This window comes from Paraburkholderia sp. RL17-380-BIE-A (assembly GCF_046028085.1).
Classification (GTDB): Bacteria; Pseudomonadota; Gammaproteobacteria; order Burkholderiales; family Burkholderiaceae; genus Paraburkholderia.
In genome coordinates this window covers 158,630-184,965 of record NZ_JARESQ010000011.1, presented here as the reverse complement: position 1 = coordinate 184,965, position 26,336 = coordinate 158,630, and the positions used below count along the sequence as shown (strand labels likewise).

21 protein-coding genes, 1 tRNA gene and 3 riboswitches are annotated in these 26,336 nt (G+C 62.5%); of the genes, 7 read left to right on the top strand and 15 right to left on the bottom strand.

All coding sequences use genetic code 11. The features are described from left to right. Positions 1 to 86 precede the first annotated feature (86 nt). Complete coding sequence (locus tag P0D68_RS20230) at positions 87 to 1,235, top strand: branched-chain amino acid ABC transporter substrate-binding protein (protein WP_091797879.1); 1,149 nt, start codon at positions 87 to 89, stop codon at positions 1,233 to 1,235. 140 nt (positions 1,236 to 1,375) lie between these two features. Here the strand turns inward: P0D68_RS20230 and P0D68_RS20225 are convergent, their stop codons facing one another. The 8 genes from P0D68_RS20225 to P0D68_RS20190 all read right to left on the bottom strand — a co-directional run bounded on the left by P0D68_RS20225 (position 1,376) and on the right by P0D68_RS20190 (position 12,761). Further along, positions 1,376 to 3,100 (bottom strand): thiamine pyrophosphate-binding protein, encoded by a 1,725-nt coding sequence (locus P0D68_RS20225; RefSeq protein ID WP_408299781.1) that lies wholly within the window; start codon positions 3,098 to 3,100, stop codon positions 1,376 to 1,378. Positions 3,101 to 3,315: 215 nt separating this feature from the next. Further along, the gene (locus P0D68_RS20220) at positions 3,316 to 4,704 is read right to left on the bottom strand and encodes an L-serine ammonia-lyase (RefSeq protein WP_408299783.1); all 1,389 of its coding nucleotides are present in this window, start codon (positions 4,702 to 4,704) and stop codon (positions 3,316 to 3,318) included. A gap of 29 nt (positions 4,705 to 4,733) precedes the next feature. Then, positions 4,734 to 5,864, bottom strand: a complete 1,131-nt coding sequence (locus P0D68_RS20215; protein ID WP_408299785.1) for an alginate lyase family protein — start codon at positions 5,862 to 5,864, stop codon at positions 4,734 to 4,736. A gap of 138 nt (positions 5,865 to 6,002) precedes the next feature. Then, positions 6,003 to 8,939 (bottom strand): aminomethyl-transferring glycine dehydrogenase, encoded by a 2,937-nt coding sequence (gene gcvP / locus P0D68_RS20210; RefSeq protein WP_408299787.1) that lies wholly within the window; start codon positions 8,937 to 8,939, stop codon positions 6,003 to 6,005. A gap of 73 nt (positions 8,940 to 9,012) precedes the next feature. Further along, positions 9,013 to 9,393, bottom strand: coding sequence for a glycine cleavage system protein GcvH (gene gcvH / locus P0D68_RS20205; RefSeq protein WP_408299788.1), 381 nt, complete (start codon positions 9,391 to 9,393; stop codon positions 9,013 to 9,015). Positions 9,394 to 9,538: 145 nt separating this feature from the next. Further along, positions 9,539 to 10,657, bottom strand: coding sequence for a glycine cleavage system aminomethyltransferase GcvT (gene gcvT, locus P0D68_RS20200; RefSeq protein ID WP_408299790.1), 1,119 nt, complete (start codon positions 10,655 to 10,657; stop codon positions 9,539 to 9,541). Positions 10,658 to 10,737: 80 nt separating this feature from the next. Continuing rightward, positions 10,738 to 10,892: riboswitch (glycine riboswitch) on the bottom strand. Positions 10,893 to 10,935: 43 nt separating this feature from the next. After that, a riboswitch (glycine riboswitch) is annotated at positions 10,936 to 11,018 on the bottom strand. Positions 11,019 to 11,165: 147 nt separating this feature from the next. Further along, a complete protein-coding gene (locus P0D68_RS20195) occupies positions 11,166 to 11,516 on the bottom strand; it encodes a YdgH/BhsA/McbA family protein (protein WP_091797901.1) in 351 nt (116 codons plus the stop codon). A 195-nt stretch (positions 11,517 to 11,711) separates the two neighbouring features. Next, positions 11,712 to 12,761, bottom strand: a complete 1,050-nt coding sequence (locus P0D68_RS20190) for an oxidoreductase (RefSeq protein ID WP_091797904.1) — start codon at positions 12,759 to 12,761, stop codon at positions 11,712 to 11,714. A 320-nt stretch (positions 12,762 to 13,081) separates the two neighbouring features. Here P0D68_RS20190 and P0D68_RS20185 point away from each other — a divergent pair, with 320 nt between their 5' ends. Further along, complete coding sequence (locus tag P0D68_RS20185) at positions 13,082 to 15,172, top strand: UvrD-helicase domain-containing protein (RefSeq protein ID WP_091800949.1); 2,091 nt, start codon at positions 13,082 to 13,084, stop codon at positions 15,170 to 15,172. A gap of 168 nt (positions 15,173 to 15,340) precedes the next feature. Here P0D68_RS20185 and P0D68_RS20180 read toward each other — a convergent pair whose 3' ends face one another. Further along, on the bottom strand, positions 15,341 to 16,246 hold the full coding sequence (locus P0D68_RS20180) for a c-type cytochrome (RefSeq protein WP_408181672.1): 906 nt from the start codon (positions 16,244 to 16,246) through the stop codon (positions 15,341 to 15,343). A 275-nt stretch (positions 16,247 to 16,521) separates the two neighbouring features. On the opposite strand from P0D68_RS20180, the gene P0D68_RS20175 reads away from it, so the two are divergent. The 3 genes from P0D68_RS20175 to P0D68_RS20165 all read left to right on the top strand — a co-directional run bounded on the left by P0D68_RS20175 (position 16,522) and on the right by P0D68_RS20165 (position 18,958). Continuing rightward, a tRNA-Arg gene (locus P0D68_RS20175) sits at positions 16,522 to 16,597 on the top strand. Between the two features lie 394 nt (positions 16,598 to 16,991). Continuing rightward, positions 16,992 to 17,513 (top strand): porin family protein, encoded by a 522-nt coding sequence (locus tag P0D68_RS20170; RefSeq protein WP_408299793.1) that lies wholly within the window; start codon positions 16,992 to 16,994, stop codon positions 17,511 to 17,513. Positions 17,514 to 17,675: 162 nt separating this feature from the next. Then, positions 17,676 to 17,851: riboswitch (yybP-ykoY riboswitch) on the top strand. A gap of 96 nt (positions 17,852 to 17,947) precedes the next feature. After that, a complete protein-coding gene (locus P0D68_RS20165) occupies positions 17,948 to 18,958 on the top strand; it encodes a sodium:calcium antiporter (RefSeq protein ID WP_091797913.1) in 1,011 nt (336 codons plus the stop codon). Positions 18,959 to 19,039: 81 nt separating this feature from the next. Here P0D68_RS20165 and P0D68_RS20160 read toward each other — a convergent pair whose 3' ends face one another. Then, entirely contained in the window at positions 19,040 to 20,107 is a 1,068-nt protein-coding gene (locus P0D68_RS20160) for an HAD family hydrolase (RefSeq protein ID WP_408299795.1), read from the bottom strand. A 586-nt stretch (positions 20,108 to 20,693) separates the two neighbouring features. Here P0D68_RS20160 and P0D68_RS20155 point away from each other — a divergent pair. After that, entirely contained in the window at positions 20,694 to 21,389 is a 696-nt protein-coding gene (locus P0D68_RS20155) for a DUF1214 domain-containing protein (protein WP_408181667.1), read from the top strand. Continuing rightward, on the top strand, positions 21,376 to 22,350 hold the full coding sequence (locus tag P0D68_RS20150; RefSeq protein WP_408181665.1) for a SphA family protein: 975 nt from the start codon (positions 21,376 to 21,378) through the stop codon (positions 22,348 to 22,350). Before P0D68_RS20155 ends, P0D68_RS20150 begins: the two co-directional genes overlap by 14 nt. Positions 22,351 to 22,581: 231 nt before the next feature. Here the strand turns inward: P0D68_RS20150 and P0D68_RS20145 are convergent, their stop codons facing one another. From P0D68_RS20145 to P0D68_RS20125, 5 genes are read right to left on the bottom strand one after another with little or no spacing between them, the layout of a single operon-like run. Beyond that, the gene (locus P0D68_RS20145; protein ID WP_408299797.1) at positions 22,582 to 23,319 is read right to left on the bottom strand and encodes a class I SAM-dependent methyltransferase; all 738 of its coding nucleotides are present in this window, start codon (positions 23,317 to 23,319) and stop codon (positions 22,582 to 22,584) included. 4 nt (positions 23,320 to 23,323) lie between these two features. Further along, positions 23,324 to 24,109: a phytanoyl-CoA dioxygenase family protein gene (locus P0D68_RS20140; protein ID WP_408299799.1), complete on the bottom strand. Its 786-nt coding sequence runs from the start codon at positions 24,107 to 24,109 to the stop codon at positions 23,324 to 23,326. Between the two features lie 33 nt (positions 24,110 to 24,142). Then, on the bottom strand, positions 24,143 to 24,667 hold the full coding sequence (locus P0D68_RS20135; RefSeq protein WP_408181658.1) for a GNAT family N-acetyltransferase: 525 nt from the start codon (positions 24,665 to 24,667) through the stop codon (positions 24,143 to 24,145). Further along, entirely contained in the window at positions 24,664 to 25,641 is a 978-nt protein-coding gene (locus P0D68_RS20130) for a hypothetical protein (protein WP_408299802.1), read from the bottom strand. Before P0D68_RS20130 ends, P0D68_RS20135 begins: the two co-directional genes overlap by 4 nt. Next, entirely contained in the window at positions 25,638 to 26,336 is a 699-nt protein-coding gene (locus P0D68_RS20125) for a WbqC family protein (RefSeq protein WP_408181653.1), read from the bottom strand. The genes P0D68_RS20130 and P0D68_RS20125 overlap by 4 nt, the downstream gene beginning before the upstream one ends.

The following is a 26,336-nucleotide window of genomic DNA, read 5'->3' as shown; positions in this document are numbered from 1 at the left end:
GCGAACCTCTCTGATCACTCAATAAAACGGAAGCGGTACGGCGACCCCGAAACCGCTCCATCCACACCTGGTACCAAGGAGAAGCTATGCAACACAAGATGAAACAGCTGGCAGGCGCTGCACTGGTTGCGGCGATGTCGCTGGCGGGGACGGCCAACGCTCAATCGACGGAAGACGTGAAGGTCGGCTTTGCCGGCCCGATGACTGGCGCGCAGGCGCACTACGGCAAGGACTTCCAGAACGGCATTACGCTGGCAGTGGAAGACATGAACGCGACCAAGCCGGTGATCGGCGGCAAGCAAGTCCGCTTCGTGCTGGACTCGGCCGACGACCAGGCCGACCCGCGTACGGGTACGACCGTTGCGCAAAAGCTGGTGGATGACGGCATCAAGGGCATGCTCGGCCACTTCAACTCGGGTACCACGATCCCGGCTTCGCGCATTTACGCGAACGCGGGCATCCCCGAAATCGCCATGGCGACGGCGCCTGAATATACGCAACAAGGTTTCAAGACCACGTTCCGTATGATGACGTCCGACACGCAGCAAGGTTCGGTCGCCGGCACGTTCGCGGTGAAGACCTTGGGCATGAAGAAGATCGTGATCGTCGACGACCGCACGGCCTACGGCCAAGGTCTGGCCGATCAGTTCGAAAAGGCAGCGAAGGCAGCGGGCGGCCAGATCGTCGATCGTGAATACACGAACGACAAGGCAGTCGACTTCAAGTCGATCCTGACCAAGCTGAAGGCTGTTCAACCGGACCTGATCTATTACGGCGGCGCGGATTCGCAAGCGGCACCGATGGTCAAGCAGATGAAGGCACTGGGCATCAAGGCGCCGCTGATGGGCGGCGAAATGGTCCACACGCCGACGTTCATCCAGATCGCGGGTGACGCGGCGAACGGCACGGTGGCTTCGCTGGCCGGCCTGCCGCTGGAAGAAATGCCGGGCGGCAAGGACTATGTCGCAAAGTACAAGAAGCGTTTCAACGAAGACGTGCAAACGTACTCGCCGTACGCTTACGACGGCGCAATGGCCATGTTCGACGCAATGAAGAAGGCGAACTCGACCGATCCGGCCAAGTATCTGCCGATGCTCGCGAAGACCTCGATGCCGGCAGTGACGTCGTCGAACCTCGCTTACGACAGCAAGGGCGACCTGAAGAACGGCGGCATCACGCTGTACAAGGTTGTCGACGGCAAGTGGACGACGCTGCAAAGCGTGGGTGGGAAGTAAGCCGTTTTTTTGCTTGAGCATCGGGCTGCTGCGTCATGCTATGACGCAGCGGCCAGCGCAAAAAAAAGCCCTGTGGTTTCTTAACCGCAGGGCTTTTTGTTTGCCGCTTCGTTACGCGTGCGGATCGCACGACAACGCAGTTATTCCCCCCGCAACTTCCTCCCCTGCTCGCGAATCTGCTCCAGCGTCGCCCCCGGCGTGCTCGCTTCCTGCGGCATACGAATTTCGATCACCGCGGCGCGCTTCGCCTCCATCGCACGCATCAGCGCAGGCAGAAAATCTTCAGTCCGCTCCACCGTCTCGCCATGCGCGCCGAACGAGCGAGCGAACGCCGCGAAATCCGGATTGGTGAGTCCGGTGCCGTGCACGCGATTCGGATAATGCCGCTCCTGATGCATCCGGATCGTGCCGAACTGGCTGTTATTCACCACGATGAAAAGCACGTGCAGGTCGTACTGCATCGCCGTTGCGAGTTCTTGCGCGGACATCATGAAGCAGCCGTCGCCAGCCAGCGCGACGACAGCGCGTTGCGGATACATCGACTTCGCCGCGATCGCCGCCGGCACGCCATAACCCATCGCGCCGCTCGTCGGCGCGAGTTGCGAACGAAAATGACGATACGAGAAGTGCCGATGCAGCCACGTCGCGTAATTACCCGCACCATTGGTGAGAATCGCGTCGTCCGGTAGATGCGTGCGCAACTGCTGGATCACTTCGCCCATCTGCACGTCGCCGGGAATCTGGCGCGGTTTGCGCCAGTCGAGATACGCCTGATGCGCCTCGCTCGCGGCGCCGGACCAGGCAAGTTGCTCGGACGAAGGCTCCAACTCCGCAAGCATTGCCGCCAGCTCCGGCATGCCGGAGACGATCGGCAGATCCGCCGCATACACGCGTCCCAACTCCTCCGCGCCTTGATGCACATGCACGAGCGTCTGCTTCGTTTTTGGAATGTCGAGCAGCGTGTAGCCGTTCGTCGTCGCTTCGCCTAAACGAGGTCCGATCGCGAGCAATACGTCGGCGTCGCGGATACGTTGCGCCAGCGCAGGATTGATACCGAGGCCGACATCGCCGGCATAGTTCGGATGCTCGTTATCGAGCGTGTCCTGAAAGCGGAACGCGAGGCCGACCGGCAGTTGCCAATTCTCGACGAAGCGTTGAAAGTCCGCGCACGCAGCAGGCGTCCAGCCGCTGCCGCCCGCGATCACCATTGGCCGCTGTGCGCCTTCGAGCAACGCGCGCAATTTCTCGATCTGCGCCGCCGAAGGCGACGCCGCGACGCGTTGATACGCCGGCGCCCCTGCTACGGCGTCGCATGCGTCGCTCAACACGTCTTCCGGCAGCGACAATACGACGGGACCAGGCCGTCCGGACGTCGCTGTGTGAAACGCATGGCTCAGATACTCGGGAATGCGTTTGGGATCGTCGATTTGCGCGACCCATTTCGCCATCTGACCGAACATGCGCCGATAGTCGATCTCCTGAAACGCCTCGCGGTCGAGATGCTCGCGTGCGCATTGGCCGATCAGCAGGATCATCGGCGTGGAATCCTGAAACGCGGTGTGCACGCCGATCGACGCGTGCGTGGCGCCCGGCCCGCGCGTGACCAGCGCGACGCCGGGCCGGCCGGTCAATTTGCCGACGGCTTCGGCCATATTCGCCGCGGCCGCTTCGTGACGGCACACGATGGTCTGGATCTGTTCGGTTTCGTCGTGCAGCGAATCCAGCACGGCGAGAAAACTTTCACCGGGCACACAGAAAACACGTTCGACACCGTGCGTCAGCAAAGCATCGACGACAAGACGCGCGCCGGTGGTTTGAGCGGCGGAGGAACCGGAAACTGAAACGGGAGCATTCGGCTGCGACATTGCGATGAAGCCTCCAGGCAGTGCATGAGTGCGATGTGAGAATGGAAGCATCGACCGGACGCTGGCCGATGTGGCGCTTCGACAGCTTACGCCGCCAGCGCCTGCGCTGTCACGGCGCAGCGCAACTGTAGCGCTCGCGCATTGCGCGCCGCGCAAATGAAAACGCGGGCCCGAGAGCCCGCGTGATTGCCGTCATGCGCCATGAAGCGCGGAACTCAGCACTCGACGATATTCACCGCCAGGCCGCCGCGCGACGTTTCCTTGTACTTGGTCTTCATATCCGCGCCGGTTTCACGCATGGTTTTGATCACCGAATCGAGCGACACATAATGGCTGCCGTCGCCGCGCAACGCCATGCGCGCCGCATTGACCGCTTTCACCGATGCCATCGCATTGCGCTCGATACACGGAATCTGCACCATGCCGCCGACCGGATCGCACGTCAGGCCGAGGTTGTGTTCCATGCCGATTTCCGCGGCGTTCTCGACCTGCCGGGGCGTGCCGCCCATGACCGCGGCGAGTGCGCCCGCCGCCATCGAACAGGCGACGCCCACTTCACCCTGGCAACCCACTTCGGCGCCGGAAATCGACGCGTTCAGCTTGTACAGAATGCCGATCGCCGCCGCGGTCATCAGGAAGTCGATCACGCCTTGCTGATTCGAGCCGGGCATGAAGCGCGTGTAGTAATGCAGCACTGCCGGGATGATGCCGGCCGCGCCGTTGGTCGGCGCGGTGACCACACGTCCGCCGGCGGCGTTTTCTTCGTTGACGGCGATCGCATAGAGATTGATCCAGTCGACCATGGAAAGCGGATCGCGCAGCGCCAGTTCAGGATTGCCCGACAGCGCGCGATACAGCTGCGGCGCACGGCGCTTCACCTGGAACGGGCCGGGCAAGTTACCGTCGGCGTCCGGGTTGTTGATGCCACAACCGCGTGCGACACACGCTTGCATTACGTCCCAGATCTTCAGCAGGCCGGTGCGCGTTTCTTCTTCCGTATGCCAGACGCGCTCGTTTTCCCACATTAACTGAGCGATGCTTTTGCCAGTCGATTCGCACAGCGCAAGCAACTCGTTGCCGCTGCGAAACGAGTGCGGCAATTGATCGACGGCGCTCAGCACTTTCGTGTTCGGCGCACCCGCCGTCACCACGAAACCGCCGCCCACCGACAGATAGGTCGACTCGCGCAACGTCTCACCCAGTGCATCGTAAGCGCGCAGCTTGAGACCGTTCGGATGCTCGGGCAGCGCCTGGCGATAAAACGCAATCTGATCTTTCTGCACGAACGGCACCTCGTGCGTGCCGAGCAGCGCCAGCTTGCGGGACACGCGCACGTTTTCGAGCCGCTCGGCGATCGTGTCCGGGTTCACGGTGTCGGGCGCATCGCCCATCAGGCCGAGCATTACGCCGCGATCGGTGCCATGCCCCTTGCCTGTCGCGCCGAGCGAGCCATACAACTCCGCCTTCACCGATGCGGTCGCAGCAAGCAGCCCATCGCGTTCAAGCCCTTGAGCGAACATCAGCGCCGCGCGCATCGGCCCGACCGTATGCGAACTGGACGGACCAATGCCGATTTTGAAGAGATCGAACACGCTGACTGCCATTTACTGCTCCCTGCTGATAGATGGTTGGTTCATCGCGCCGGCAGCGGCAAACACACGGCGAGCCAGGCAGGCGGCGTGGGTGCGAGCTGTAGCGCGATCGGCGTATAGCGCCCATCGAGGCGTGCCGCCAGGTGAAACAGTTCGGTCGCGTTCTTCGGGTCCCACTGACCTGAATAGCCTGGCAAGCCGGCTTCGCGACGTTTTGCATCGAACGGAACGCTCGAATGCACGAATTCTTCGTGGGTCTTGTTGCCGGCCGCGTATGGCGCGAGCCAGTTCAGCGCGGCTTCCAGCGAAGCGCCGTCCGTGCCCTTCTCCGGCAGCCAGTTGCGGTTATGGCGGCGCGCGGCGAGTGCGGCGGTCACGAGCGGCTGCAGATCGTAGGTGACGTAATGCAGCGCGTCGCGCTCGCTGAAATCGACCGTCGAACCATCCGGTCCGATGTTGTCGCCGATATGCTCGACGAACAACCGCTGGGCCGCGTTGATCATCTTGCGGTTATCGAGCGTGAACGCGGCCATGGCGATCAGTTTGACCCGATGGCTCTGCCAGTTGTTTTTGAACGTGCCTTTGAGCGGCCGCGGCTGCGCGTCGATTTGCCCGATATAGCCGGTCGCGAGTTTCGTGAGAAACGCCATCGACGCATTGCGCGTCTTAACCGGCAACGCGCTCGCCGTCATGTCGTACGCGAGAATCAGCCCTTCGAAGCGGGTTTCGTCGATGGGATTGAAGCTCGGTTGATACGTCGTGACCCACGCGAACAGCAAGCGGTCGACGAGCTTCAGATACCGGTCGTCGCTGGTGGCGCGCCAGGCGAGCGCGGCGTCGCGCATCAGATCGAGATCCTGCTCCGCTTCGACGCTCTGGTCGTAAATGCCTTCGTGCGGCAGCGTGCCTTCGGTATGCAGTTTCGCCAGCGCATGCGGCTGGTCGTTCAGATGAGCCTGCACGTTGCTCACCAGCGCTTTCACGCCCGGATCGGCGTTCGTGCGTTCACTGGTTTGCAACGCGGGCGCCGCACAAAAATTCATCGCGGCCTGCGCTTGCGCCAGCGGCAGCAGCACGGCCGCGCCTGCCAGCAACAGTGTGCAGGTTTGCCGCCACGTGGGGGCTCGCCCTGGTTCGGTCCGGCTTTGCATCGATCGCACCTTTCGCGCCATGCGAAACTCCTCGTTAGGCTGATTCGGTGTGTGATGTTAGCCGTTTGCGGCCAGGAGCGACAGAGAACTCAGGAGAGAACCGCGCAGCGCCCTGCCGCCTCTTTTCGAGACAGCGGGCGCTGCGCGGCAGCGGTCCGCTTACTCGTAGTCGGCGATCGGCACGCAGGAGCAGAACAGATTGCGGTCGCCGTACACGTTGTCCGCGCGCCCGACCGGGGGCCAATACTTCTTCGCGATCAGCGTGGGCAGCGGATACGCTGCGGTTTCGCGCGCATACGCGTGCTTCCAGTCATTCGCGATGACCACCGCCGCCGTGTGTGGCGCGTGCTTGAGCGGATTGTCCTCGCGGTCCGAGCGGCCATCTTCGACCGCGCGGATTTCCTCGCGGATCGCGATCATCGCTTCGATGAAACGGTCGAGTTCTTCCTTCGATTCCGATTCGGTCGGCTCGACCATCAGCGTGCCCGGCACCGGGAAGCTCATGGTCGGCGCATGGAAGCCGTAGTCGGCGAGACGCTTGGCGACGTCGTCGACGGTGATGCCGCTGGTTTCCTTGATCGGACGCAGATCGAGAATGCACTCGTGCGCGACCAGTCCGCCCGGGCCCGAATACAGCACCGGATAGTGCGGCGCGAGTTTCTTCGCGACGTAGTTCGCGTTGAGGATCGCGGTTTCGGTCGCGGCGGTGAGGTTCTTCGCGCCCATCATCGCGATATACATCCACGAGATCGGCAGGATCGACGCCGAGCCGTACGGTGCGCCGGACACTGCGCCAATGCCGTTCGGCGCGCGTTCATAGCCCGACGAGATCTGGTTCGGCAGGAACTGCGCGAGGTGCGCGCCGACTGCGACCGGACCGACGCCCGGTCCGCCGCCGCCGTGCGGAATGCAGAACGTCTTGTGCAGGTTCAGGTGCGAGACGTCGCCGCCGAACTGGCCCGGCGCGGTGAGGCCGACCATGGCGTTCATGTTCGCGCCGTCCACATAGACCTGGCCGCCGTGCGCGTGCACGATCTCGCAGATTTCACGCACGTTCTGCTCGAACACGCCGTGCGTGGACGGGTACGTGATCATGATCGCCGCGAGTTTGTCGGCGTGCTGATCGGCCTTCTTCTTCAGGTCTTCGATATCGACGTTGCCTTGCGCGTCGCAGGCAACCACGACTACCTGCATGCCGGCCATCTGTGCCGACGCCGGGTTGGTGCCGTGCGCCGAAGCGGGAATCAGGCAGACATTGCGATGGGCTTCGCCGCGCGAGGCGTGGTAGGCGTGGATGATCAGGAGGCCCGCGTACTCACCTTGCGAGCCGGCGTTCGGTTGCAGCGATACGGCCGCGTAGCCGGTGGCCGCGACCAGCATTTCTTCGAGCTGATCGATCATTTCGCGGTAGCCGACGGTTTGCTCAGCCGGTGCGAACGGATGGATCTGGCCGAATTCCGGCCACGTGACCGGCAGCATTTCCGAAGTCGCGTTCAGCTTCATCGTGCACGAACCGAGCGGGATCATCGAGCGGTCGAGCGCGAGATCCTTGTCGGACAGGCTGCGCAGATAGCGCAGCATTTCCGTTTCCGAATGATGACGGTTGAACACGTGGTGCGTGAGGTACGCGCTGGTGCGTTCGAGCGCGGCCGGCACGGATGCGGTGTTCGATGCGGCCAGTTTTGCGTCGAGCGTGTCGACTTGCGGAATGTCTTTCGCGCCCGCGGCTTGCGCCAACACTTCGAGCAGATCGGCCAGATCGCGGCGCGACGTGGTTTCGTCGATCGACAGGCCGACTTGCGTATCGCTCACGCGGCGCAGGTTGATGCGCTTCGCAATCGCTGCGTCGTGCAGCGCTTGCGTGCGTGCGCCGGTTTCGAAGGTGAGCGTGTCGAAGAACGTTTCGTTGACGAGCGTATAGCCGAGTTGCTTCGCACCTTCGGCCAGCAACGCGGCGATCCGGTTCACGCGCAGCGCGATCGTCTTCAGGCCGTGCGGGCCGTGATAGACGGCGTACATGCTGGCCATGATCGCGAGCAGCGCTTGCGCGGTACACACGTTCGAGGTGGCTTTCTCGCGACGGATATGTTGTTCGCGCGTTTGCAGCGCGAGACGCAGCGCGGGGTTGCCTTGTGCGTCGACGGTCACGCCGACGAGGCGGCCCGGCATCTGACGCTTGAATTCGTCGCGCACAGCGAGGTAAGCCGCATGCGGGCCGCCGAAGCCGACCGGCACGCCAAAGCGCTGCGTATTGCCCACGGCCACGTCCGCGCCCCATTCGCCCGGCGGCGTGAGCACGGTCAGCGCGAGCAGGTCGGCGGCGACCACCACGTGGCCGCCGGCTGCGTGGATTGCCTCGGTGAGCGCGCGATAGTCGCGCACGTCGCCGTTCACGCCCGGGTATTGCAGCAGCACGCCGAACGCATTCGCGTTCGCCGCCTCCGCAGCCGGGCCCACTTTCACTTCGATCCCGACCGGCGTGGCACGAGTCTTCACCACTTCGATGGTTTGCGGCAGCACGTCGTCGGCCACGAAGAACACGTTCGACTTTGGCTTGCCGATGCGCTGCAGCAGCGTCATCGCTTCAGCGGCGGCGGTTGCTTCGTCGAGCAACGACGCATTCGAGATCGCCAGACCCGTCAGGTCGACGATCATCTGCTGGAAGTTCAGCAGCGCTTCCAGACGGCCTTGCGAGATTTCCGGCTGATACGGCGTGTACGCGGTGTACCACGCCGGATTTTCCAGTACGTTACGCAGGATCACCGTCGGCGTGTGCGCGTTGTAATAGCCCTGCCCGATATACGAGCGGAACACCTGGTTCTTGTCCGCGAGTTCACGCAGCGCGGCGAGCGCTTCGGCTTCGCTTTTCGGTTGCGCGAAGGGGCCGAGCGGCAGCGTTTCGGTGCGGCGGATCGTCTTCGGAATGACGGCGTCGATCAGCGCGGCGCGCGACGCGAAGCCGAGGGCTTCGAGCATCGCGTGCTGGTCGGCCGCATCCGGGCCGATGTGCCGTTCGGCGAAGGCGTCATGCACTTCGAGCGCGGCGAGCGAGAGAGGAGTGCGGTTCATCAGACGATCCGGGTGTTCGAGCTTCATGGGTGTTCCTGGCGGTGCGGCTATCTCTGCGCGAGGGACGCGCCGCACCAATCGGGTTAAACGTAAAGGTGAATCAGGCGCCGATCGACTTGCTGTACGCGTCGGCGTCGATCAGACGGTCTTGCGTGGCGTCCGCGGCCGGCTTGATCTTGAAGAGCCAGCTTTCGTACGGCGAGGTGTTGACCGAGTCCGGGGTGTCGGCGACAGCCGTGTTCGCTTCGATGATTTCGCCCGAGACCGGCGCGTAGATATCGGAAGCGGCCTTCACCGATTCGATCACGGCGACGGTGTCGCCGGCGGTCACGGTTTTGCCCAGTTCCTGGACTTCGAAGAAGACGATATCGCCGAGCGCTTCCTGCGCGTGGTCGGTGATGCCGACCGTCAGCGTGCCGTCCGCTTCGGTACGGACCCATTCGTGCGATTCGGTGTATTTCAGATCGGCCGGGATGCTCATCGGATGCTCCTATGCGGTGTGATTCGGTAATGACTTAAAGGGCCCCCAAACCTGTCGCTTCGCGCCAGGTTCCCCCGAGGGGGAACAAGAAAACTTGGGGCGGCCCGGCGTTTTCTTGTGAAGGTTTGCGCACGCGCCGGCTTGCTTAAACCGCGAGCACTTTGCCGTTGCGCACGAACGGCAGTTTTACCACGCTTGCGGGAACGTTCTTGTCACGAATTTGAACGTGAACGGTGTCGCCCGGCTGCACGCCTTTCGGCACGCGCGCAAAGGCGATCGATTCCTGCATGGTCGGGGAAAACGTGCCGCTGGTGATTTCGCCTTCGCCTTGCGGCGTGACGACTTTCTGATGAGCACGCAGCACGCCTGCTGCCTTGCCGTTGTCCTTCAGCAGGATCAGGCCGACGAACGCGGCCTGCGATCCGTCCGCTTCCAGCTTGCCCTTGCCGACGAAGTCGCGCGGCGAGCTGAGGTCGACCGTCCAGGCGAGGCCGGCGTCGAGCGGCGAGACGTTGTCGTCCATGTCCTGGCCGTACAGATTCATGCCGGCTTCGAGGCGCAGCGTGTCGCGCGCACCGAGTCCGGCCGGGCGCACGCCTTGCGCCTGCAGCGCGTTCCACAGCGCTTCGACGTGATCTGCGGGAACGATGATTTCGAAGCCGTCTTCGCCGGTATAGCCCGTGCGGGCTACGGTCAATTCGCCGAACGGCGTGTCTTCGATGCGGGCGGCGTTGAACGGCTTCAGCGCTTCGGTGGCGGCGCGCGCGGCCGGCACGGTTTGCCAGACTTTCTCGCGAGCATTCGGGCCTTGCACGGCGACGATCGCGTAGTCGCGGCGCGGCGTGATGGTCAGGCCGAAGCTGCCTTCGGCGTTGAGCTGGCCGAACCAGGCGATGTCTTTGTCGGCGGTGCCGGCGTTAACGACCACGCGGAAGTGATCTTCGCCGAAGTAATAGACGATCAGGTCGTCGATCACGCCGCCGTTCGGGTTCAGCAGACAGGAGTACAGCGCGCGGCCGGGCGTTTGCAGCTTGGCGACGTTATTGGCCAGCGCATATTCGAAGAAGGCGCGCACGCGCTCGCCGGTGAAATCGACGACGCACATGTGCGAGACGTCGAACATGCCGGCGTCGGTACGCACGGCGCGGTGTTCGTCGATTTGCGAGCCGTAGTTGACGGGCATGTCCCAGCCGCCAAAATCGACCATGCGGGCATTGAGCGCACGATGGGTGGCGTTGAGCGGGGTGTGTTTGAGTTCGGTCATGGGGCCTCGGGCATCTCGCGAAACAAAAAAGGCCATGCGGCGCTACGCCTCGCGGCCTTTTAGCTGCGAGCGATGCGTTGCATGGCCCCTCTGTCCTCGATACCTGAGAGATTGCGTTGCCGTGAGAATGTGAATTCGTCACGGTGAAACGCGCGCCCCTTCGGTGGGCAGCCTGCCAGATCCGCTCGATTTATAACGACGCAGACGGCTACTGCCGCTCTCCAGAGTGCGAAAAACCTGTGCGCTGAGCTTGATTCAACGCGGGTTCTTCGACGCGGTCGGTCCTTTTGCCTGAGAGTTTGCGGGTGTGCCCCTTCGGCGGCGCGGCCTGCGGTTTCCTGCGGCCAGCGCGCTCTCCCGACGCGTGCGGCGAATGTACGCGAGGGCCGGGGGCTTGTCAAATCTAGGCCCGCGAGCGGCACGGCGGTTGACGCGGCGTCTTGTCCTCGCCAAAAAAGCGCGGGACGCGATGCCCGCGCTTGCACTGCTTCGGCGCCTGAGCGCGCGATTATTCGCCGATGGCGTGTGCCGCGTTGTCCAGTTCCTGATTCAGCACGCGCTGTTCGTCGCTGGACAGGCCACCGCCGTGTTGCGCGGCCATGTCATGCGCTTCCTGACGGATCACATCGAGACGATGGTGCAGCGCGCCGCCTTGCGGAGGAGGGTAATAGCCCTGATTCACGCGATTGTCGATACGGCGGCTGAGATTCTCGATGCGGCCGTCGACCTGCCGCAGGCGCTGATCCGCGATCTGCTGCGGGTTGGGGCGCGGTGCCGGCGCGGGTTGAGGCGTCACCACACAGGCGGCGAGCGAACTGAGCAGGGCGCACGCGGCGAGCGCGCGGATAGTACGGGGCATGAACTCTCCGGAAGTCATAGTCGTTTTGTCTTGCTACTTGGGTAGCAACGGCTGACTGCCGGAGCGCGCTGACCGGCGGCGCGTTCTTATTTGTAACGTTATGTTCCTTTCGGGTCCGTCAGGATCGTGGCCCGCGCGGGAGGCGGCAAGTGCCATTTTAGGTACACAAGGCGTTTCGACGCGCGGGCAAACAGTTCAGCGAACGCGCTCGAACGGCAGCCGGACGCCTTCTTCCGAACTCCGGGCGGCGAGTTCGATAATTGTCATTACGTCCACAGCGTCCTGAGCGCTGACCGGGAACTTCACGCCGTTCTGGATGGCGTCGGCCACGGCGATATAGAAGCCAACGTAATCTCCATTACGCGTCGGCAGCTCGCGCTCGACTTCCTGATCGCCTTCCAGCACGCGCAGCAACCCGGCCGCATTGCCCGCGCCGAAGCCTTCGTCGCCGGGCCGCAGGCCGGCTTTCAATTGATCTTCCTGCGTGTCGAGCCCGGTTTTCACATAGCTGCCGCGCGTGCCGTGAATCGAGAAGCGCGGCGCGACCAGCGCGGTCAACGCGCTGGCATGCAACACCACTTCGAACTCACCGTAGCCGAGCTGGATATGCACGTAGTCAGGCGCGCTGGCATTGTCGCGATGCGTGCGCACGGTGGCCGACACGCTCTGCGGCGTGCCGAACAGGGCCAACGCCTGGTCGACCAGATGCGGCCCCAGGTCCAGCAGCAGACCGCCGCCTCGCGACGCTTCTTCACGCCAACGCTGTCGCACCTCCGGCCGGAAACGGTCGAAATGCGATTCGTATTGCGTGATCCGTCCCAATTCGCCGCTCGCGAGCAGGTCGCGCACGGTCAGAAAATCACCGTCCCAGCGACGGTTGTGAAACGGCATGAAGAGCTTGCAGCGGGCGAGTGCGATGTTGGCCAGCGTGCGGGCGTCGGCGGCATTCAGCGTGACCGGCTTGTCGACCACCACGTGTTTGCCCGCTTCCAGCGTGCGCCGCGCCAGTTCGAAGTGCGTGTCGTTCGGCGTGGCGATCACGACGCAGTCGATGTCGTCGAGCGCGAGCAGCGCGTCGAGGTCGGCCACCACCTTCGTGTGCGGATAGTCGGCGAGCGCGCGCTCGGGCTGGCTCGTGGCGATGGCCGCAACGCTCGCGCGGCCGCAGTGCGCGATTACCGGCGCGTGAAAGGTCGCGCCGGCGAAACCGTAACCCATCAATCCAATCTTCAGCGATGCGGACATGCGTGTCTTCCTGCAAAAACGGCGCGCCGCTTTGCCACCGTGGCGGCGGCGCGCAACACCGCAATTGTGGCATGTCCTGAAGGTGGATCGTCAGCGTCGTGGTGGTACTGGCGGCCGTCATGGGGCGCGGGCATCGGTTGCGTACATCCGTGTTAACATCGCTCCTCTTGCGCGTTTGCGAAGCGGGCCAGAACACCCTCCGCACCGTGCGGGGCGCCTGTTCCGGCACGGCGCCGCGCAGCATGCCCCCGGGCCTTCGGCCGGCGTTTCGCCACCGCGCCCTCAACCGCCGCTTTAACCGCATCACCCATCCACAGACGATGTCCGCAGGCCTGAACCCCGCTCAAAATGAAGCGGTCCGTTATCTCGACGGTCCGTGTCTCGTGCTCGCCGGCGCAGGCAGCGGCAAGACGCGCGTGATCACGCAGAAAATCGCGCATCTGATCGAGGCCAAGGGCTTCGAGCCGCGCCACATCGCCGCCGTCACGTTCACGAACAAGGCCGCGCTGGAAATGCGCGAGCGCGTGGGCAAGCTGCTCGAAGGCAAGACGCTCACCACGCCCGGCAAGGAAGGCCGCAAAGTGCCCGTCAATCAGTTGACGGTCTGCACCTTCCACTCGCTCGGCGTGCAGATTCTGCGGCAGGAAGCGGAACACGTCGGCCTGAAGCCGCAGTTCTCGATCATGGATTCGGACGACTGCTTCGGCATGATCCAGGAACAGGTCGGCTCGACGGACAAGGGTTTCATCCGCAAGATCCAGTCGATCATCTCGCTGTGGAAGAACGGCATGATCATGCCCGAGCAGGCGATTGCCATTGCCGCGAACGAGGACGAGCATCAGGCCGCGATTGTCTACCGCAATTACGTGGCGACGCTGCATGCCTATCAGGCAGTGGATTTCGACGATCTGATCCGCCTGCCCGCCGAACTGTTCGAGAAGAACGAACAGGTGCGCGACCGCTGGCAGAACAAGCTGCGCTATCTGCTGATCGACGAATATCAGGACACCAACGCCTGTCAGTACGAACTGGTGAAACTGCTGGCCGGCAAGCGCGCGGCGTTCACGGCGGTCGGCGACGACGATCAGGCTATCTACGGCTGGCGCGGCGCGACGCTCGAAAACCTCGGGCAGCTCAGCAAGGATTTTCCGAAGCTGCATCTGATCAAGCTGGAGCAGAACTATCGCTCGACGGTGCGCATTCTGACGGCCGCGAACAACGTGATCGCGAACAATCCAAAGCTGTTCGAAAAGAAGCTGTGGTCCGAACACGGCATGGGCGACACGATCACCGTCACGCCGTGCAACGACGAAGAACACGAGGCCGAGTCCGTGGTGTTTCGCCTGTCGGCGCACAAGTTCGAGCGCCGCGCGAATTTCCGCGACTACGCGATCCTGTATCGCGGCAATTTCCAGGCGCGCATCTTCGAACAGGTGTTGCGGCGTGAGCGGATTCCGTATGTGCTGTCCGGCGGCCAATCGTTCTTCGACAAGGCCGAGATCAAGGACATCTGCGCCTATCTGCGTCTGATCGCCAACGCGAACGACGACCCCGCGTTCATCCGCGCGATCACCACGCCGCGCCGCGGCGTCGGCAATACCACGCTCGAGGCGCTCGGCTCATTCGCGGGACAGGCCAAGGTGTCGCTGTTCGAAGCGGTGTACATGGGCGGCATCGAGGCGCGTCTGTCGCCGCGGCAGATCGAACCGATGCGCGTGTTCTGCGACTTCATGCAGCGCCTCACCGACCGCGCCGAGAAAGACGCCGCCGGCACGCTGCTCGACGAACTGATGGACGCCATCCACTACGAAGCCTATCTGTACGACGCGTTCGACGAACGTCAGGCGCAGTCCAAGTGGCAGAACGTGCTTGAGTTCATGGAGTGGCTGAAGCGCAAAGGCACCAAGGCTGAGCCGACGGGCGCCGCTGCCGACGAAGCCACCGGTTACGACACCGCCGACGGTCTCGGCGACACCGGCAAGAATCTGCTCGGTCTGATCCAGACCGTCGCGCTCATGTCGATGCTCGAAGGCCGCGAGGAAGATCCCGACGCGGTGCGGCTCTCAACGGTGCATGCGTCGAAGGGCCTGGAGTATCCGCACGTGTTTCTGGTCGGTGTCGAAGAAGGCATCATGCCGCATCGCGGCGGTCCCGACGACGAGCCGATCGACGACGCGCGCATCGAAGAAGAGCGCCGGCTGATGTACGTCGCGATCACGCGTGCGCAGCGCAGTTTGCATCTGAACTGGTGCAAGAAGCGCAAGCGCGCGCGAGAAACGGTGGTGTGCGAGCCGTCGCGCTTCATTCCCGAAATGCTGCTCGACGACGCTCCCCCGCCGACGCCCGAAGAAGCGCCGATGTCGCCGAAAGACCGGCTTGCCAGTTTGAAGGCGCTGTTGCAGAAGCCTTGAGCGAGTGTCGCGAATACCGAGGCAAGAGACGCGCGTTCAGCGCGCGTGAGTGAGTGTCGAAATCGGGCACCTGGGTAGCGCGCTTCAGCGATGGCCGATAAAAAAATCCCTGCACCGCGTCACCGCGGGCAGGGATTTTTTACGACCTGGCAGACGCCGTCGTTCGTCTTACTTCACCGCGCTGACCATGTAGTCGACGGCGGCCTTCACGTCCGCGTCCGAGGCATTCGAGCCGCCTTTCGCGGGCATCGCGCCCTTGCCGTGCAGCGCGTAGTTATAGACCGTGTCCATGGGTTCTTTCAGACGTGGCGCCCAGGCGTCCTTGTCGCCGTACTTCGGTGCGTTCAGTACGCCTGCCGCGTGACAGGCCTGACAGACTTGCTGATACAGCGCCTTGCCGGCTTGCGAGGCATCCGCGCTTTGCGTGCCGCCGGCCGCCGGTGCGGCCGCTTGCGGCACGCTGGCCATCGCGGCCATGGCCGCGGCGGCTTGGGCCGCGCCTGCGTCAGAAGCGCCGGCCGGAGCCGCGGCTGCTGCTGCTGCTGCACCGGATGCCGCCGCGGCGCCTGCCGCCGGCTGAGCCGGTTCAGGGAAGCTCGCGCCGGAGTTGTTCGCCATATAGGTGACAGCGCGTGCGATTTCGAAGTCGCTGTAGTCGTCCGGGCTGGTGCCGCCGCGCGGCGGCATTGCGCCTTTGCCGGCGAGCGCCGTGTGCAGCAGCGTGTCGAAGCCCTGCGCGATGCGCGGCGCCCAGTCGGCGGTATTGGTGAATTTCGGCGCGCCCGCCGCACCCGATGCGTGGCAAGCGGAGCAAACGGCTTTGTAGACTTCTTCGCCGGTCTTGTAGACGCGCGGCGCATTGGCGTCGCGAATGTCGACCTGGGCGAATGGCTTGATGCGGGCGGTGACCTCGGCTTCGGAGAGAGAGTCGGTGCCGGCGCCGGTGCGCGTCGAGTTATCGACGTAGACGGCCAGCAGCACGATGATGACGATCGGTACCGCAAAACTGGCAATGATCGCAGCGACGAGCTGCCCGGGGGTTTTGATCGGGGCTCCGTGTGGTGCTTCGCTCATGCTTGTCTCGTCTCCGTGGGTATGTGAGCGGTACAGCGTGACGGCAACTTCTTGTTCTCAAATCAGCCACGGACGATTATAGACGCAAGATTTCGACGGCGGCGAGGGGCGCGGCGAGCTGTTCAGCAGGCGTTTACCCGCATCGCGAGGGTCGGCCGGAAGGCGCCGGGTGCCGCCATTCAGGCCCTCCGGTGGACGGTATGGCTGAAACCGGGTATCCTTTCGGTCTCGCTTTGGCGTCGCATCCATTCCGGTTGCCGCGCTTTCGTGGTGAAGCGCCCGTAGCTCAATGGATAGAGTACTGCCCTCCGAAGGCAGGGGTTGCTGGTTCGATCCCAGCCGGGCGCACCATAAAGAGTCGATCTCGATCAAGGGCTTGCGCTGTGTGCGCCAAGCCCTTTTGTTTTTCCATCGTCTTGCGATGTCCTCTGGGCGCCGCAATCTCGCACATAAGCCGCACATAAGCCGCACATACGCTCACTGCCTGCCGCCACGATCCGTCCGCGTCGACAGAATTATCCCAAGATCTCTGTAGCTTTCTGTTCATCAATTCAGATTCAGACATATAAACGTCTGCCTTCTGAAATTTCCAATTGCCCCAGCCTATCCGTTTAATTAGCATGCGTTGACCATCCAAATCGTATAACGCGTGGATATTCCATAAGCGGTAATTCAACAATCGCTTCCCTAATTAATAAAGGCATTGCGAAGCCATCCGCGCGCCCATTGTTTTATTTTGCAGGTCATGTACAAAATAGCCCGGTTGATTTTAATCGCATCGATCACGATGCTATCCAATCTCGTGCACGCGCAATCGGTTGCGCCTGTCACGGTGGCAAGCCAATTTGCCGGTCCCTATCTGGGCTTCAAGGTGGGTGTGAATAATTCCGATGCTTCCGGCGTCATCAACAAGCCATCGCACACTACGGTTTTTCCGGGTTTCACGGCTGGATATAACTTCGACGTCGAACGGTTCATAGTGGGCGCCGAGGCTTTTGCTGATTTACATCACGGCTCGACAACCTATAAAGACGCCGGAATCGATGCGAAATTCGGCATGCCGTTCAACCAGATTCTGCCTTATGTCCGCATTGGGTTTACTGGCGACGATCCGGACACACGCTTCCATTGGGGTTTGGGCGTCGAATATAGATTTGCCAAGCACGTAAGCGCGGTAGGTGAATGGACAACCGACACCGGCAATTGCGACGGCACCAAAAGAACCAATAACAGTTTCATAATCGGACTGCAGTATCACTTCAATTGACCGGTTCGGCTCGCGGCCGGGCGGGAAATTCATCGAGCATCGCATTTCCGGCGCTCTTGCTGCGAGGCCGCACCAAACCGAGCGAAGTTCCTGATGTGCCGCGCCACCCCGGCTGCCTCTCGCTGCAACAAGGTTGTTGAAAGCGTCCCCTGCCGTTAGAATCCCCCGGTCACTGGGGAGTAGCCTTCCTTCATCCATTGAAGGAGAGCGCGTCAACATACTTGGCCTTTCGGTCATGGCGCGTTCGACCGGGTCGGTTTGGCGAGACCATTGACGTACTGCCTCGTTCTGGTCGGACGGGTGGCGGTGCGTCATTGGTTTGTCATCTACGTCCGACCGCGGAGTTGTCCCGTGATACCTCGTTTTGCCCTGCCAGTCTTCCCGCTTGGCCGTCCGCCGCGCCGCTGCCTCTCCATGCTTGAAGGGAAACGCGCATGACCAGTCTCCTGCTCGAACTCGCCGTCATGCTGGTCGTCATTCTGCTAGCGGCCGAACTCTTCACTAACGCGCTCGAGCACCTGGGCGAACGTCTCAAGATTTCCGAAGGCGTGACAGGTTCGCTGTTCGCCGCCGTCGGCACCGCTCTGCCCGAGACTCTCGTGCCGTTGCTGGCGATCGCCGGCGGCACGACCGATAGTGCGGTCAATCAGGAGATCGGCGTCGGCGCAATTCTCGGCGCGCCGCTAATGCTTTCCACCCTCTCCACTTTTCTGATGACGCTCGCGATCCTCGGCTCGCGCGGCGCTAGCGGCTGGGTCGCGCCGGAGCGCTCGGGCTTCACGCGCGACCTCAACTATTTCCTATGCGCGTTCGTGCTGGCCGCCGCGGCGATGTACGTGCCGCACGAACGGATGCTCGTGCGCGCGCTCTTCAGCGTGGCGCTGGTCGGCGTGTATGTCACCTATGTGGTGATGACCTTCCGCGCGTCGAATGATCTGGTCGATGCCGGTCACGGCACCGAAGCGCCGGGCAAGATGCTGATCTCGCGCCTCGGCGTGCCGACCAACATGGCCACGATCGTGGTGCAGCTGGCGCTGGCCGTCGCGTTGCTGGTGTGGGGCGCGGAGGGCTTCATCCACGGGGTGCGCGGCGTCTCGCAGGCGCTCGGCGTGTCGCCGCTGCTGCTCTCGCTGCTGATCATTCCGATCGCTACCGAACTGCCTGAGAAGGTCAACAGCATTTTGTGGATTCGCCGCGGCAAAGACACGCTGGCGTTCGGCAATATCACCGGTGCAATGGTGTTCCAGGGCACCTTGCTGCCCGCGATCGGCATTCTGCTGACACCATGGACGCCGCGCATCGAAGTGGTGACCGGCATCGTGATCACGCTCGCCGCGGCGGCATGGCTGCGCATCAATGTGCGCGAGCGCGGCGTGCCGGTGTGGGCGTTGCTGGTTTGCGGGGTGCTGTACGTCACCTATCTGGCCATTACGCTGACGCGCTAGCCGCGCGGCTCAATGCGTCAACGAGCGGCAGGTGAAGCAATCGGGAAAGGCCGCGCACCGGCGGCTTTTCTCGCTTCAGGCTCAATGGGCCGGCGCGCCCGCTGCTGCTGATGCCGTTGCGCTGGCGGGCCTGAACACGGTGTTCCAGTCGTCTTTCATGTCGACGACGAGCCAGCCCTTTGCGCCGGCCTCGTCGAGACCCTTGTCGAGCTTGCCACTCTTCGACGTGCGGTCATACTGGTATTCGCGTTCCGCATCCGTGTGATGCACGAGCGCGGCAAGGCGCGGGCCGTCACCTGCCGAAGTCCATTCGAGCATCGGCGCGTCGCCATCCGCGTTACCGAACGCGATCACCGGACGTCGGCCGATCACGCGATCGATGGCAAGCGGTTTGGCCGCGCCGTCGACCAGCGTGTCGACTTGCGCGAGGCGCGTCAGCGAAATTGCGCCGTTGGTCTGGCTGTACCGGTATTTGACGGTGCTGCCGATCACCTGCTCCGGCGGAATGCCATACATGCGCTGAGCCACCTCGCGGACGAACTCGACATCGCCGCCCGTCACCAGATAAGTTTTGAAGCCGTTCGCGCGCAGATAGGCAAGCAATTCGAGCATGGGCTGATACGCGAGATCGGCATAAGGACGGTTGAAGCGCGGGTCGCTCGATGAATCGAACCATTCGTGCACGAGCGCGGCGAACTGCTCGCTCGTCATGCCTGCGTGCGCCGTGGCCAGTAGCCGCATCGAGCCGGCGTCGCCGCTTGCCGCCACATTCTTGAGATTGCCTTTGAGGATCGAGCGGAACGGTTCCTGGCGCTTCCACTCCGGATGCCGTCCGGCCACCGTCTTCACACGTTGTAGCGCGAACACCAGTTGCACGGAGGCCGGCTGCTCGGGCCACAGTGTGCCGTCGTTATCGAACACGGCAATACGGTCGGCGCGCGGGATGAAGTCCTTGGACTCCGGTGTCGTCACGAGCGTGACGAAATCGACGATCGAGCGCTTGGCCCTGGTGTCGTTCCATGATGCCAACGTCGCGGCCGTCGCTGCGCCGGCCTGCGATTCGCCGTTATCCTGGCGCGGCGTGACGGAGCAAGCGGAGAGAAGTACGACGGTGAAGGCAATGCAGTACCGGTGCAGCGAGCGAATCATGAAAGCCTCATCGAAAACGGTGGGTCGAATCTGGAGCGAGCGCCAGTCTAATGGGCTAAGGCGCTTATTGCAGCCCTTGCGAGATTTTTTCGGCGGGACAGCGGAGCCCGCTCCTCCCGTACGAATATCCATTGAATAAATCAGCAAGCCGGACGACTCCCCGCTTCGCCTAGCCCTTCGGCTGCGTTACAAATTTATCTCTGAAATTGCCGGAAACGTTGCTAGTATTGCCAACGATGCCAGCGTGGTGATTCGTCCACTTTCCGCATGCTTCGTTTGATGCGGCGTTTCTCGTTTTCAAGGAGCGCTCATGCAAGCCCTGTATTCCGTCGCACTGCCATTCCCAATTGTTCGAGTGACATAGCATGCTTTATCCGCGTGGATTGGCATCTGCTTGCCGATTTCTCGGCCGCATGAACACGCGCGAAATAATGAATTCGATTTAAATCGGACACGCGAAAGCCACCACGCCTCTGAAACGGTTTCGCGTAGGCAAAGGCAGGCGCTCGGCGATAAGAGCGCCCATAGACGAGGCCCGATAATGGGTTATAGGTGCGTGTTTGGGGAGGATACGGTATGCGCGTTCGTGTCCGTGTTCTCGCCGGTCGGCATGCGGGCCGATTCGAGCGAACGTAAGAAGACGAACCTTGACGGTCTAAGCGATGTCTTGCCGGGGAATCGCCGTACGATCAGGAGCGGCGCTGTCTTTGACATCGACCAGCGTATCCAAACGCTGATAGAGAAGTCGAACAGCTTTGTCAACAGCGTGAGAAAGACAAACTGTTTTTATTCGGACACCGACGCATCGGGCCCATTTCGCGACGGCGGCGGGCGCTACACTGCGAGCTTCCATGGAGATCGGCCGCCGTCTGAGAAAGGCACCCGGTCGCTGACGTTATACAACTGGCATTACTTTTCTTCACTCAACGCACATAACCGCTACGCGCCCCGGCAAGCCGATCAAAAACTCGAATTTCAACGCAAACGGCCTGCTCTCGCTCCACGTGCGAGACGCGAGGCCCGCGAAGACAGTTTCGCCAATGCGTCGCCGGTGCCGGCTGTTGCGAAGTTCTCCCTGTACTTGCGCGCCTACGGGTCGCGGCAAGCCATGCTCGATGAAAACTGGACGCCGCCGTCAATCGCGTGCGAAGGCCGACACAAGGCCGACACAAGGTCGCACCCGCGCGCGTGCGGCTTGGCGACGCAGACGGTGCGGATGCGGTTCGGCTGGAGTGAGAATGCCGAACTTCTATTTGATGAGGACGATCATGAGTCAACCTAACCGTTTCTTCGCGACGAGGCAGCTCGTCACCCGGCTGTGCAAAGGCGCGCTTCTGACCACTGCCGGTGTGAGTCTCTGCCAAACGGCGTGGGCGACTGAAGGCGGTATAGGCCGGCCCATTACCGGCATGCAGGTGACGCCGTACGGCGGTGTCGTGCCGCCCACCAACGACTGGATCGTGTCCGCCGCCACGATCTATTACGAAGGGTCGCTAGGCGCGAGCAAATCGATTCCGATCGCCGGGCAGGTCACGGCCGGCGTCAACGCGACGGCCGAGTACACCATCCTCGCTGCGGTCAAGACGTGGGGTATCACCGTGGGTGGCTGGAACTTCGCGTCCTCGTTCGGCGTGCCGGTCCAGTACACCGACATCTCGTCGTTCCATGGCCGCTTGCCGAACGACCACGGCACGCAATTCGCCGATTTCTTCTTCACGCCGGTCATCGCCGGTTATCACTTAACGAAGACAGACCATGTCGCGCTGAGCGTGCAGATCTATGCGCCGACTGGCGCATACAACCCCAACCGGCTGGCCAATGCCGGGCAGAACACGTGGACCTTCACGCCGACGATCGCCTATACGAAGCTGCTTCCGAAAGAGAACATCGAATTGTCGTTGAACTATGGTCTCGAGTTCTACACACCCAATAACGACACCCACTATCACAACGCGCCGGTCAGCGTGCTCGATCTACTTGCGCTCAAGCGCTTCAGCAATGGCTGGGGCGTCGGCGTGGTGGGCGGCTACATTCAGCAGATCGGCAATGACAGCGGCGGTATCGCAGACCTCGTCGGCGGCAGCCAGGGGCATTCCGTCGGCCTCGGGCCGATGGTCACGTGGTCGGGCAAGATCCAGAAAACCCCCGTGTCGGCGGCCCTGCGGTGGGTCAATGAGTTCAACACGAGCAACCGGCCGAAGGGCAATGCGGTACAACTGTCGGTCAACGCGACTTTTCAGTGACGCGCGCGGTGAGTCGAGCGTCAGACGTGAGTTGCCGGAAGCGTTGCGCCCGTCGCTTGCTTGAATGGCAAGGAAAGACTGTGTGGTCGCCAGGGGCCGCGGTGCGTCTGTCTCCGCCGTAACATCTATCGCCAAGAGCGCGGTTGTGGCGGCCGGCGGCAGCGCGGCAGCAGCACCGCCGAAGATCGGGCAGCCCGCTCAGGCAGACGCAAACTGGGCCGAGCGTCCCGATCAGCGCCCCATCTCGCGCTGGCATATTGCGTACACGCTCGAGCACAAATCAGGATAAACGCGGCCCAACTCGAAACAGCCGTCCAGATACGCTCGGGAGATAATGCCGGCCTGCAATGCCGCATCGATCTGGAAGTTGGCGAGACCCTTGAAAAACACGCCGCCTTCAGTCACCGGGCGCAGGTTCGCCGCACGCAGATCGGCCCGCAGCGTATCGATCGAATAGGTTACCCGGTGTCCATGTGCGGCTTCCGCCGGCGTCACGGCGGCGTGATGGTCGATCAGTCCCATGTTGACCGCGATCTGCCGGGAGCCGGCGCGCGCATTCGGCGCGGCCACGAACAGCCGGCCACCCTCGGATAACCAGCCACCAATCCGCCTCAGCACTTCAACCGGATGATCGAGGTGTTCGAGCGTATGGATGAGGAAAATATTGTCATAGCGTCGCGACGGTTCGAAAGTCTCGAACGTCGAGTGATGGAAGCTGGCGGCGCCTTGGGTCTTATCCGACGCAACGGCGATACAGTCCGCCGATGCTTCGACCACTTCCACTGAATCGAAGCGCTTCGTCAGAAGGCGCGTGAAGTTGCCTTCGAAGCATCCCAGTTCGAGCGCGTTATCGCCGGCGAGGAACGGCTCGAATGTCCGAAGCATGTACTCATGCATCAGGTAGTCGAAGTCGTAAGCGTAGCGATGTTCCGGATGATCTTTTGCTTCCGCGTTGTAGTCTCTGCTCATGTCGTCAATCCTGTCCGCGTTGATAGAACCGCTGCTCCACCGGCACGTAAAACTCATCGAGCGACTCCGGCACCCGGGCGTTGAAGCCGAGCACCTGGCGCATCCATGCATTGCAGCGGTCGAGGTTGCGGTAGCCGAACAGCCGCGCGTAATCGAGCTGTGGCTTGAAGAATGGGCTGGTGAAAGTCAGTGTCAGCGCACGCCGCGGCGCGTCGGTGGTATTGCGTCCGGTGGCATGCCACATGCGCGAATCGAACAGCAGAACCGAGCCGCGCTCGCCGGTCGCACGCGCGGCCTGAGCGTAGAAATGCTCGTCGGTAGGCTGCTGCTGGATGTTTTGCGAGTGCGAGAGAACATGCGTTGCGCCGTTCTCGAGCGTGAAATCGTCGAGCATCACCAACGCGTTCAGCATGAAGCGCCGCGTGTCCGAGCCGAAGCGAATGTCGCGATGCACGTTCTGCACATACGAGCGCGAGTCGCGTTCGTTGATCACGCCGCCGTACGAATTCAGGATGAAGTTGCCTTCAAAGTATCCTTTGAAAACCGGATCCAGCGCCGAGAGTTCCGCGAGCAATTCGACGTAGCACGGGTCATCCATCAACAGATGATGCAAGGTGCCGGCGCTGTTTTCCAGCACGCCGTTGCGTCGTCGGATTGCGTCGCGCAGCGCGAGCGAAGGGCCCAGCGCCTGGACCAGCGAATCGAGCAATTCGCTGCGTATCAGGCGGGGAAGCACGGTCCAGCCTGCCGTTGCAAGTGCGGTGTGGTGGTGAGCGTCAATCGTGTTCATGGGTGGAGCAAGACAACGGCAAAAGGGAAGGGCTCAGCGCCGATCGTCAGCCAGGATGGCCATCGGAATGACGTCGAGATAGCGGCCGCCTTTGAAGGCGGCCTGGCGCAGCAGACCTTCGGCACGAAAGCCCACTTTCTCGTAAAGCGCGATGGCGCGCGCATTGGATGCGAGCACGGTCAACGAAATGCGGTTGAGATTGAGGTCGCCGAACGCGTGGTCGAGCGTCTGACGTGTCGCGGCCTCGCCGATGCCCCGGCCGCGTGCCGTTTCCGCGCCGATCTGAATCGAGAACTCCGCGCTGCGGTTCACCCAGTCGATGCCCAGCAGGTATGTCACGCCCACCACGGCCTGGGTCGAGGCGAGACATACGGCTAGACGCACGTTGCCCGCGCGGGAACCGAGGTAACTATCGAACCATTTGTTGTCGATCTCGGCGCCCACATAGCGGAAGGCGCCACCCAGCAGGCTGACCAATGCCTTGTCGGCGCGCCATGCATTGATCGTCGGCAGATCGCCGCGCTCGATTTCGCGCAGGAATATCGTGTTGTCGCTCATGCGAGCCGGTCCAGTAAGTGTTGCACGATCGGCTCGAGGTCGTCGCGTGTGAGGCGCTGATCGCACGGCACGCAAAGCGTCGAACCCGGGAGATCGCGTTCGAAGTCCGGCGCGCCTTTGGCGTCCGCCACGTCCGGCCAGTAGGTGGGTGTATAGATGCGCTGCGCACGAAGCGCTTCGCGTGCGCCGGTGGGCGCGTCGAACAACGGATAGCAGAGCGGCACCGTCTGTTCGTCGTAACGAAACGTGAAGCGGTTGTAGCGCTGCAGCTTCTCGTGCAGGAAGGCGAAATTTTCGACTCGCCGTGCTCTCACACTGTCGTAGTCGATGCTGGCGAGTAACCGCTCGGTCAATGTCGACATCCGCAACGGCTCTTGTTGCTTCAGACTTTCTTCGGCCAACGCGTAGTCGGCGTAACCTGCTTCCGCATCTTTCGCGAGCCGGGTCAGCAGATGCCCACAGCGCAGCAACGAGCCTTCGTCAAACGCTGCCGGTATGTCGACCGGCTGCTGCGTGACGAGATAGCCGCCGTCCGGCACGCCGAGAAATTTTCGCGGTGAATACAGTGTGGCGAGACAATCGGCGGGCCGCGCGAACAACGCCTGCGCATTGTCGATCAGCACGCGTTCGCGCGGAAACCGGCTGAGCACGTCGTCGACCTGGCGAGCGCACAGTCCGAAGTAGTTGACGTAGACGAGCCACTCGCCGTGCGCGAGGTCGGCAGACTGCACGCGCAAGTCGGCATCGAGCCGATAGCGTTTGACCGGCGTGCCGGTCATGCGCAGCGGTTCGATCATCGCATCGCAGACGTACCAGGGCACCCAGACGGCAGTCGGTTGCCCCGCGCGAAGCAGCGCAAGAAACGCGGCGCGCGACGACTGAAAGCGCAGTGCGTTGCCGTGAAGCGGCGCGTCGACTCGCGCCAGTTCGAGTTCGAAATAGCCGCCGATTGCACGCGATTCGCGAGCCGTCATGCGTTCACCTCGACGCACAGCATATCTCTCACGCTGTTTTTGCTATTGAACATCAGGACGTCGAGAATGGATAAGGCCGGGTGAAACGCGTCGTCGAACTGTGCGTACGGGCTCAGGTTCGGCTCGATGAAGGCAAGCTCCACGCCGCGTGCCGAAAATGCGTTGCTATCGTAAAGCGCTCGACCGCCCGGCAGGTTCACATAGGTAGCCGCCTGCTCTCGCGCGCAGATGTCCAGGACCCGCTCAGTACCTTTGAGTTGCGCATTGCCGTATTTCGTCGACGACGGGACGAACTCGGTATCGATCTCGAGGTATTTGCAGATTTCCATCACAGTGTGCGAGGCGAGCAGCGAAACCGGCGCAAGCGGCTCCGCCAGAATCCGTCCGATCAGCGCGCTCACCTGCGGGTAGTGAGGCGCTTTGGCATAAGCATGCCGAATCGATTCGAGCAGCTTGCGTAGCCAGCGCTCGCGCGGCTCGACCAGCACCTCGTTGATCTTCAGCATAGGGCTCGCGCCGCTGAGCGGCACGGTGAGATAACGCACCTGGTCGCCCTGCAGCATGCGGTTGCGGTTGATCCAGCCGTTCTTGATGAAGTTCACGTCGTCGTAAAAGACGAACTTGTCGACAGCCGCTGCCAGCTGAAAATACCCGATATACGGCAGCAGGTAGGGCTGCATGATCGCGAGCTTCAT

Excerpts from the sequence above, each read along its gene's own strand:
- P0D68_RS20230 (WP_091797879.1), top strand. The coding sequence starts at position 87 with ATGCAACACAAGATGAAACAGCTGGCAGGCGCTGCACTGGTTGCGGCG.
- P0D68_RS20225 (WP_408299781.1), bottom strand. The coding sequence starts at position 3,100 with ATGTCGCAGCCGAATGCTCCCGTTTCAGTTTCCGGTTCCTCCGCCGCT.
- P0D68_RS20220 (WP_408299783.1), bottom strand. The coding sequence starts at position 4,704 with ATGGCAGTCAGCGTGTTCGATCTCTTCAAAATCGGCATTGGTCCGTCC.
- P0D68_RS20215 (WP_408299785.1), bottom strand. The coding sequence starts at position 5,864 with ATGGCGCGAAAGGTGCGATCGATGCAAAGCCGGACCGAACCAGGGCGA.
- gcvP (WP_408299787.1), bottom strand. The coding sequence starts at position 8,939 with ATGAAGCTCGAACACCCGGATCGTCTGATGAACCGCACTCCTCTCTCG.
- gcvH (WP_408299788.1), bottom strand. The coding sequence starts at position 9,393 with ATGAGCATCCCGGCCGATCTGAAATACACCGAATCGCACGAATGGGTC.
- gcvT (WP_408299790.1), bottom strand. The coding sequence starts at position 10,657 with ATGACCGAACTCAAACACACCCCGCTCAACGCCACCCATCGTGCGCTC.
- P0D68_RS20195 (WP_091797901.1), bottom strand. The coding sequence starts at position 11,516 with ATGCCCCGTACTATCCGCGCGCTCGCCGCGTGCGCCCTGCTCAGTTCG.
- P0D68_RS20190 (WP_091797904.1), bottom strand. The coding sequence starts at position 12,761 with ATGTCCGCATCGCTGAAGATTGGATTGATGGGTTACGGTTTCGCCGGC.
- P0D68_RS20185 (WP_091800949.1), top strand. The coding sequence starts at position 13,082 with ATGTCCGCAGGCCTGAACCCCGCTCAAAATGAAGCGGTCCGTTATCTC.
- P0D68_RS20180 (WP_408181672.1), bottom strand. The coding sequence starts at position 16,246 with ATGAGCGAAGCACCACACGGAGCCCCGATCAAAACCCCCGGGCAGCTC.
- P0D68_RS20170 (WP_408299793.1), top strand. The coding sequence starts at position 16,992 with ATGTACAAAATAGCCCGGTTGATTTTAATCGCATCGATCACGATGCTA.
- P0D68_RS20165 (WP_091797913.1), top strand. The coding sequence starts at position 17,948 with ATGACCAGTCTCCTGCTCGAACTCGCCGTCATGCTGGTCGTCATTCTG.
- P0D68_RS20160 (WP_408299795.1), bottom strand. The coding sequence starts at position 20,107 with ATGATTCGCTCGCTGCACCGGTACTGCATTGCCTTCACCGTCGTACTT.
- P0D68_RS20150 (WP_408181665.1), top strand. The coding sequence starts at position 21,376 with ATGAGTCAACCTAACCGTTTCTTCGCGACGAGGCAGCTCGTCACCCGG.
- P0D68_RS20145 (WP_408299797.1), bottom strand. The coding sequence starts at position 23,319 with ATGAGCAGAGACTACAACGCGGAAGCAAAAGATCATCCGGAACATCGC.
- P0D68_RS20140 (WP_408299799.1), bottom strand. The coding sequence starts at position 24,109 with ATGAACACGATTGACGCTCACCACCACACCGCACTTGCAACGGCAGGC.
- P0D68_RS20135 (WP_408181658.1), bottom strand. The coding sequence starts at position 24,667 with ATGAGCGACAACACGATATTCCTGCGCGAAATCGAGCGCGGCGATCTG.
- P0D68_RS20130 (WP_408299802.1), bottom strand. The coding sequence starts at position 25,641 with ATGACGGCTCGCGAATCGCGTGCAATCGGCGGCTATTTCGAACTCGAA.
- P0D68_RS20125 (WP_408181653.1), bottom strand. The coding sequence starts at position 26,336 with ATGAAGCTCGCGATCATGCAGCCCTACCTGCTGCCGTATATCGGGTAT.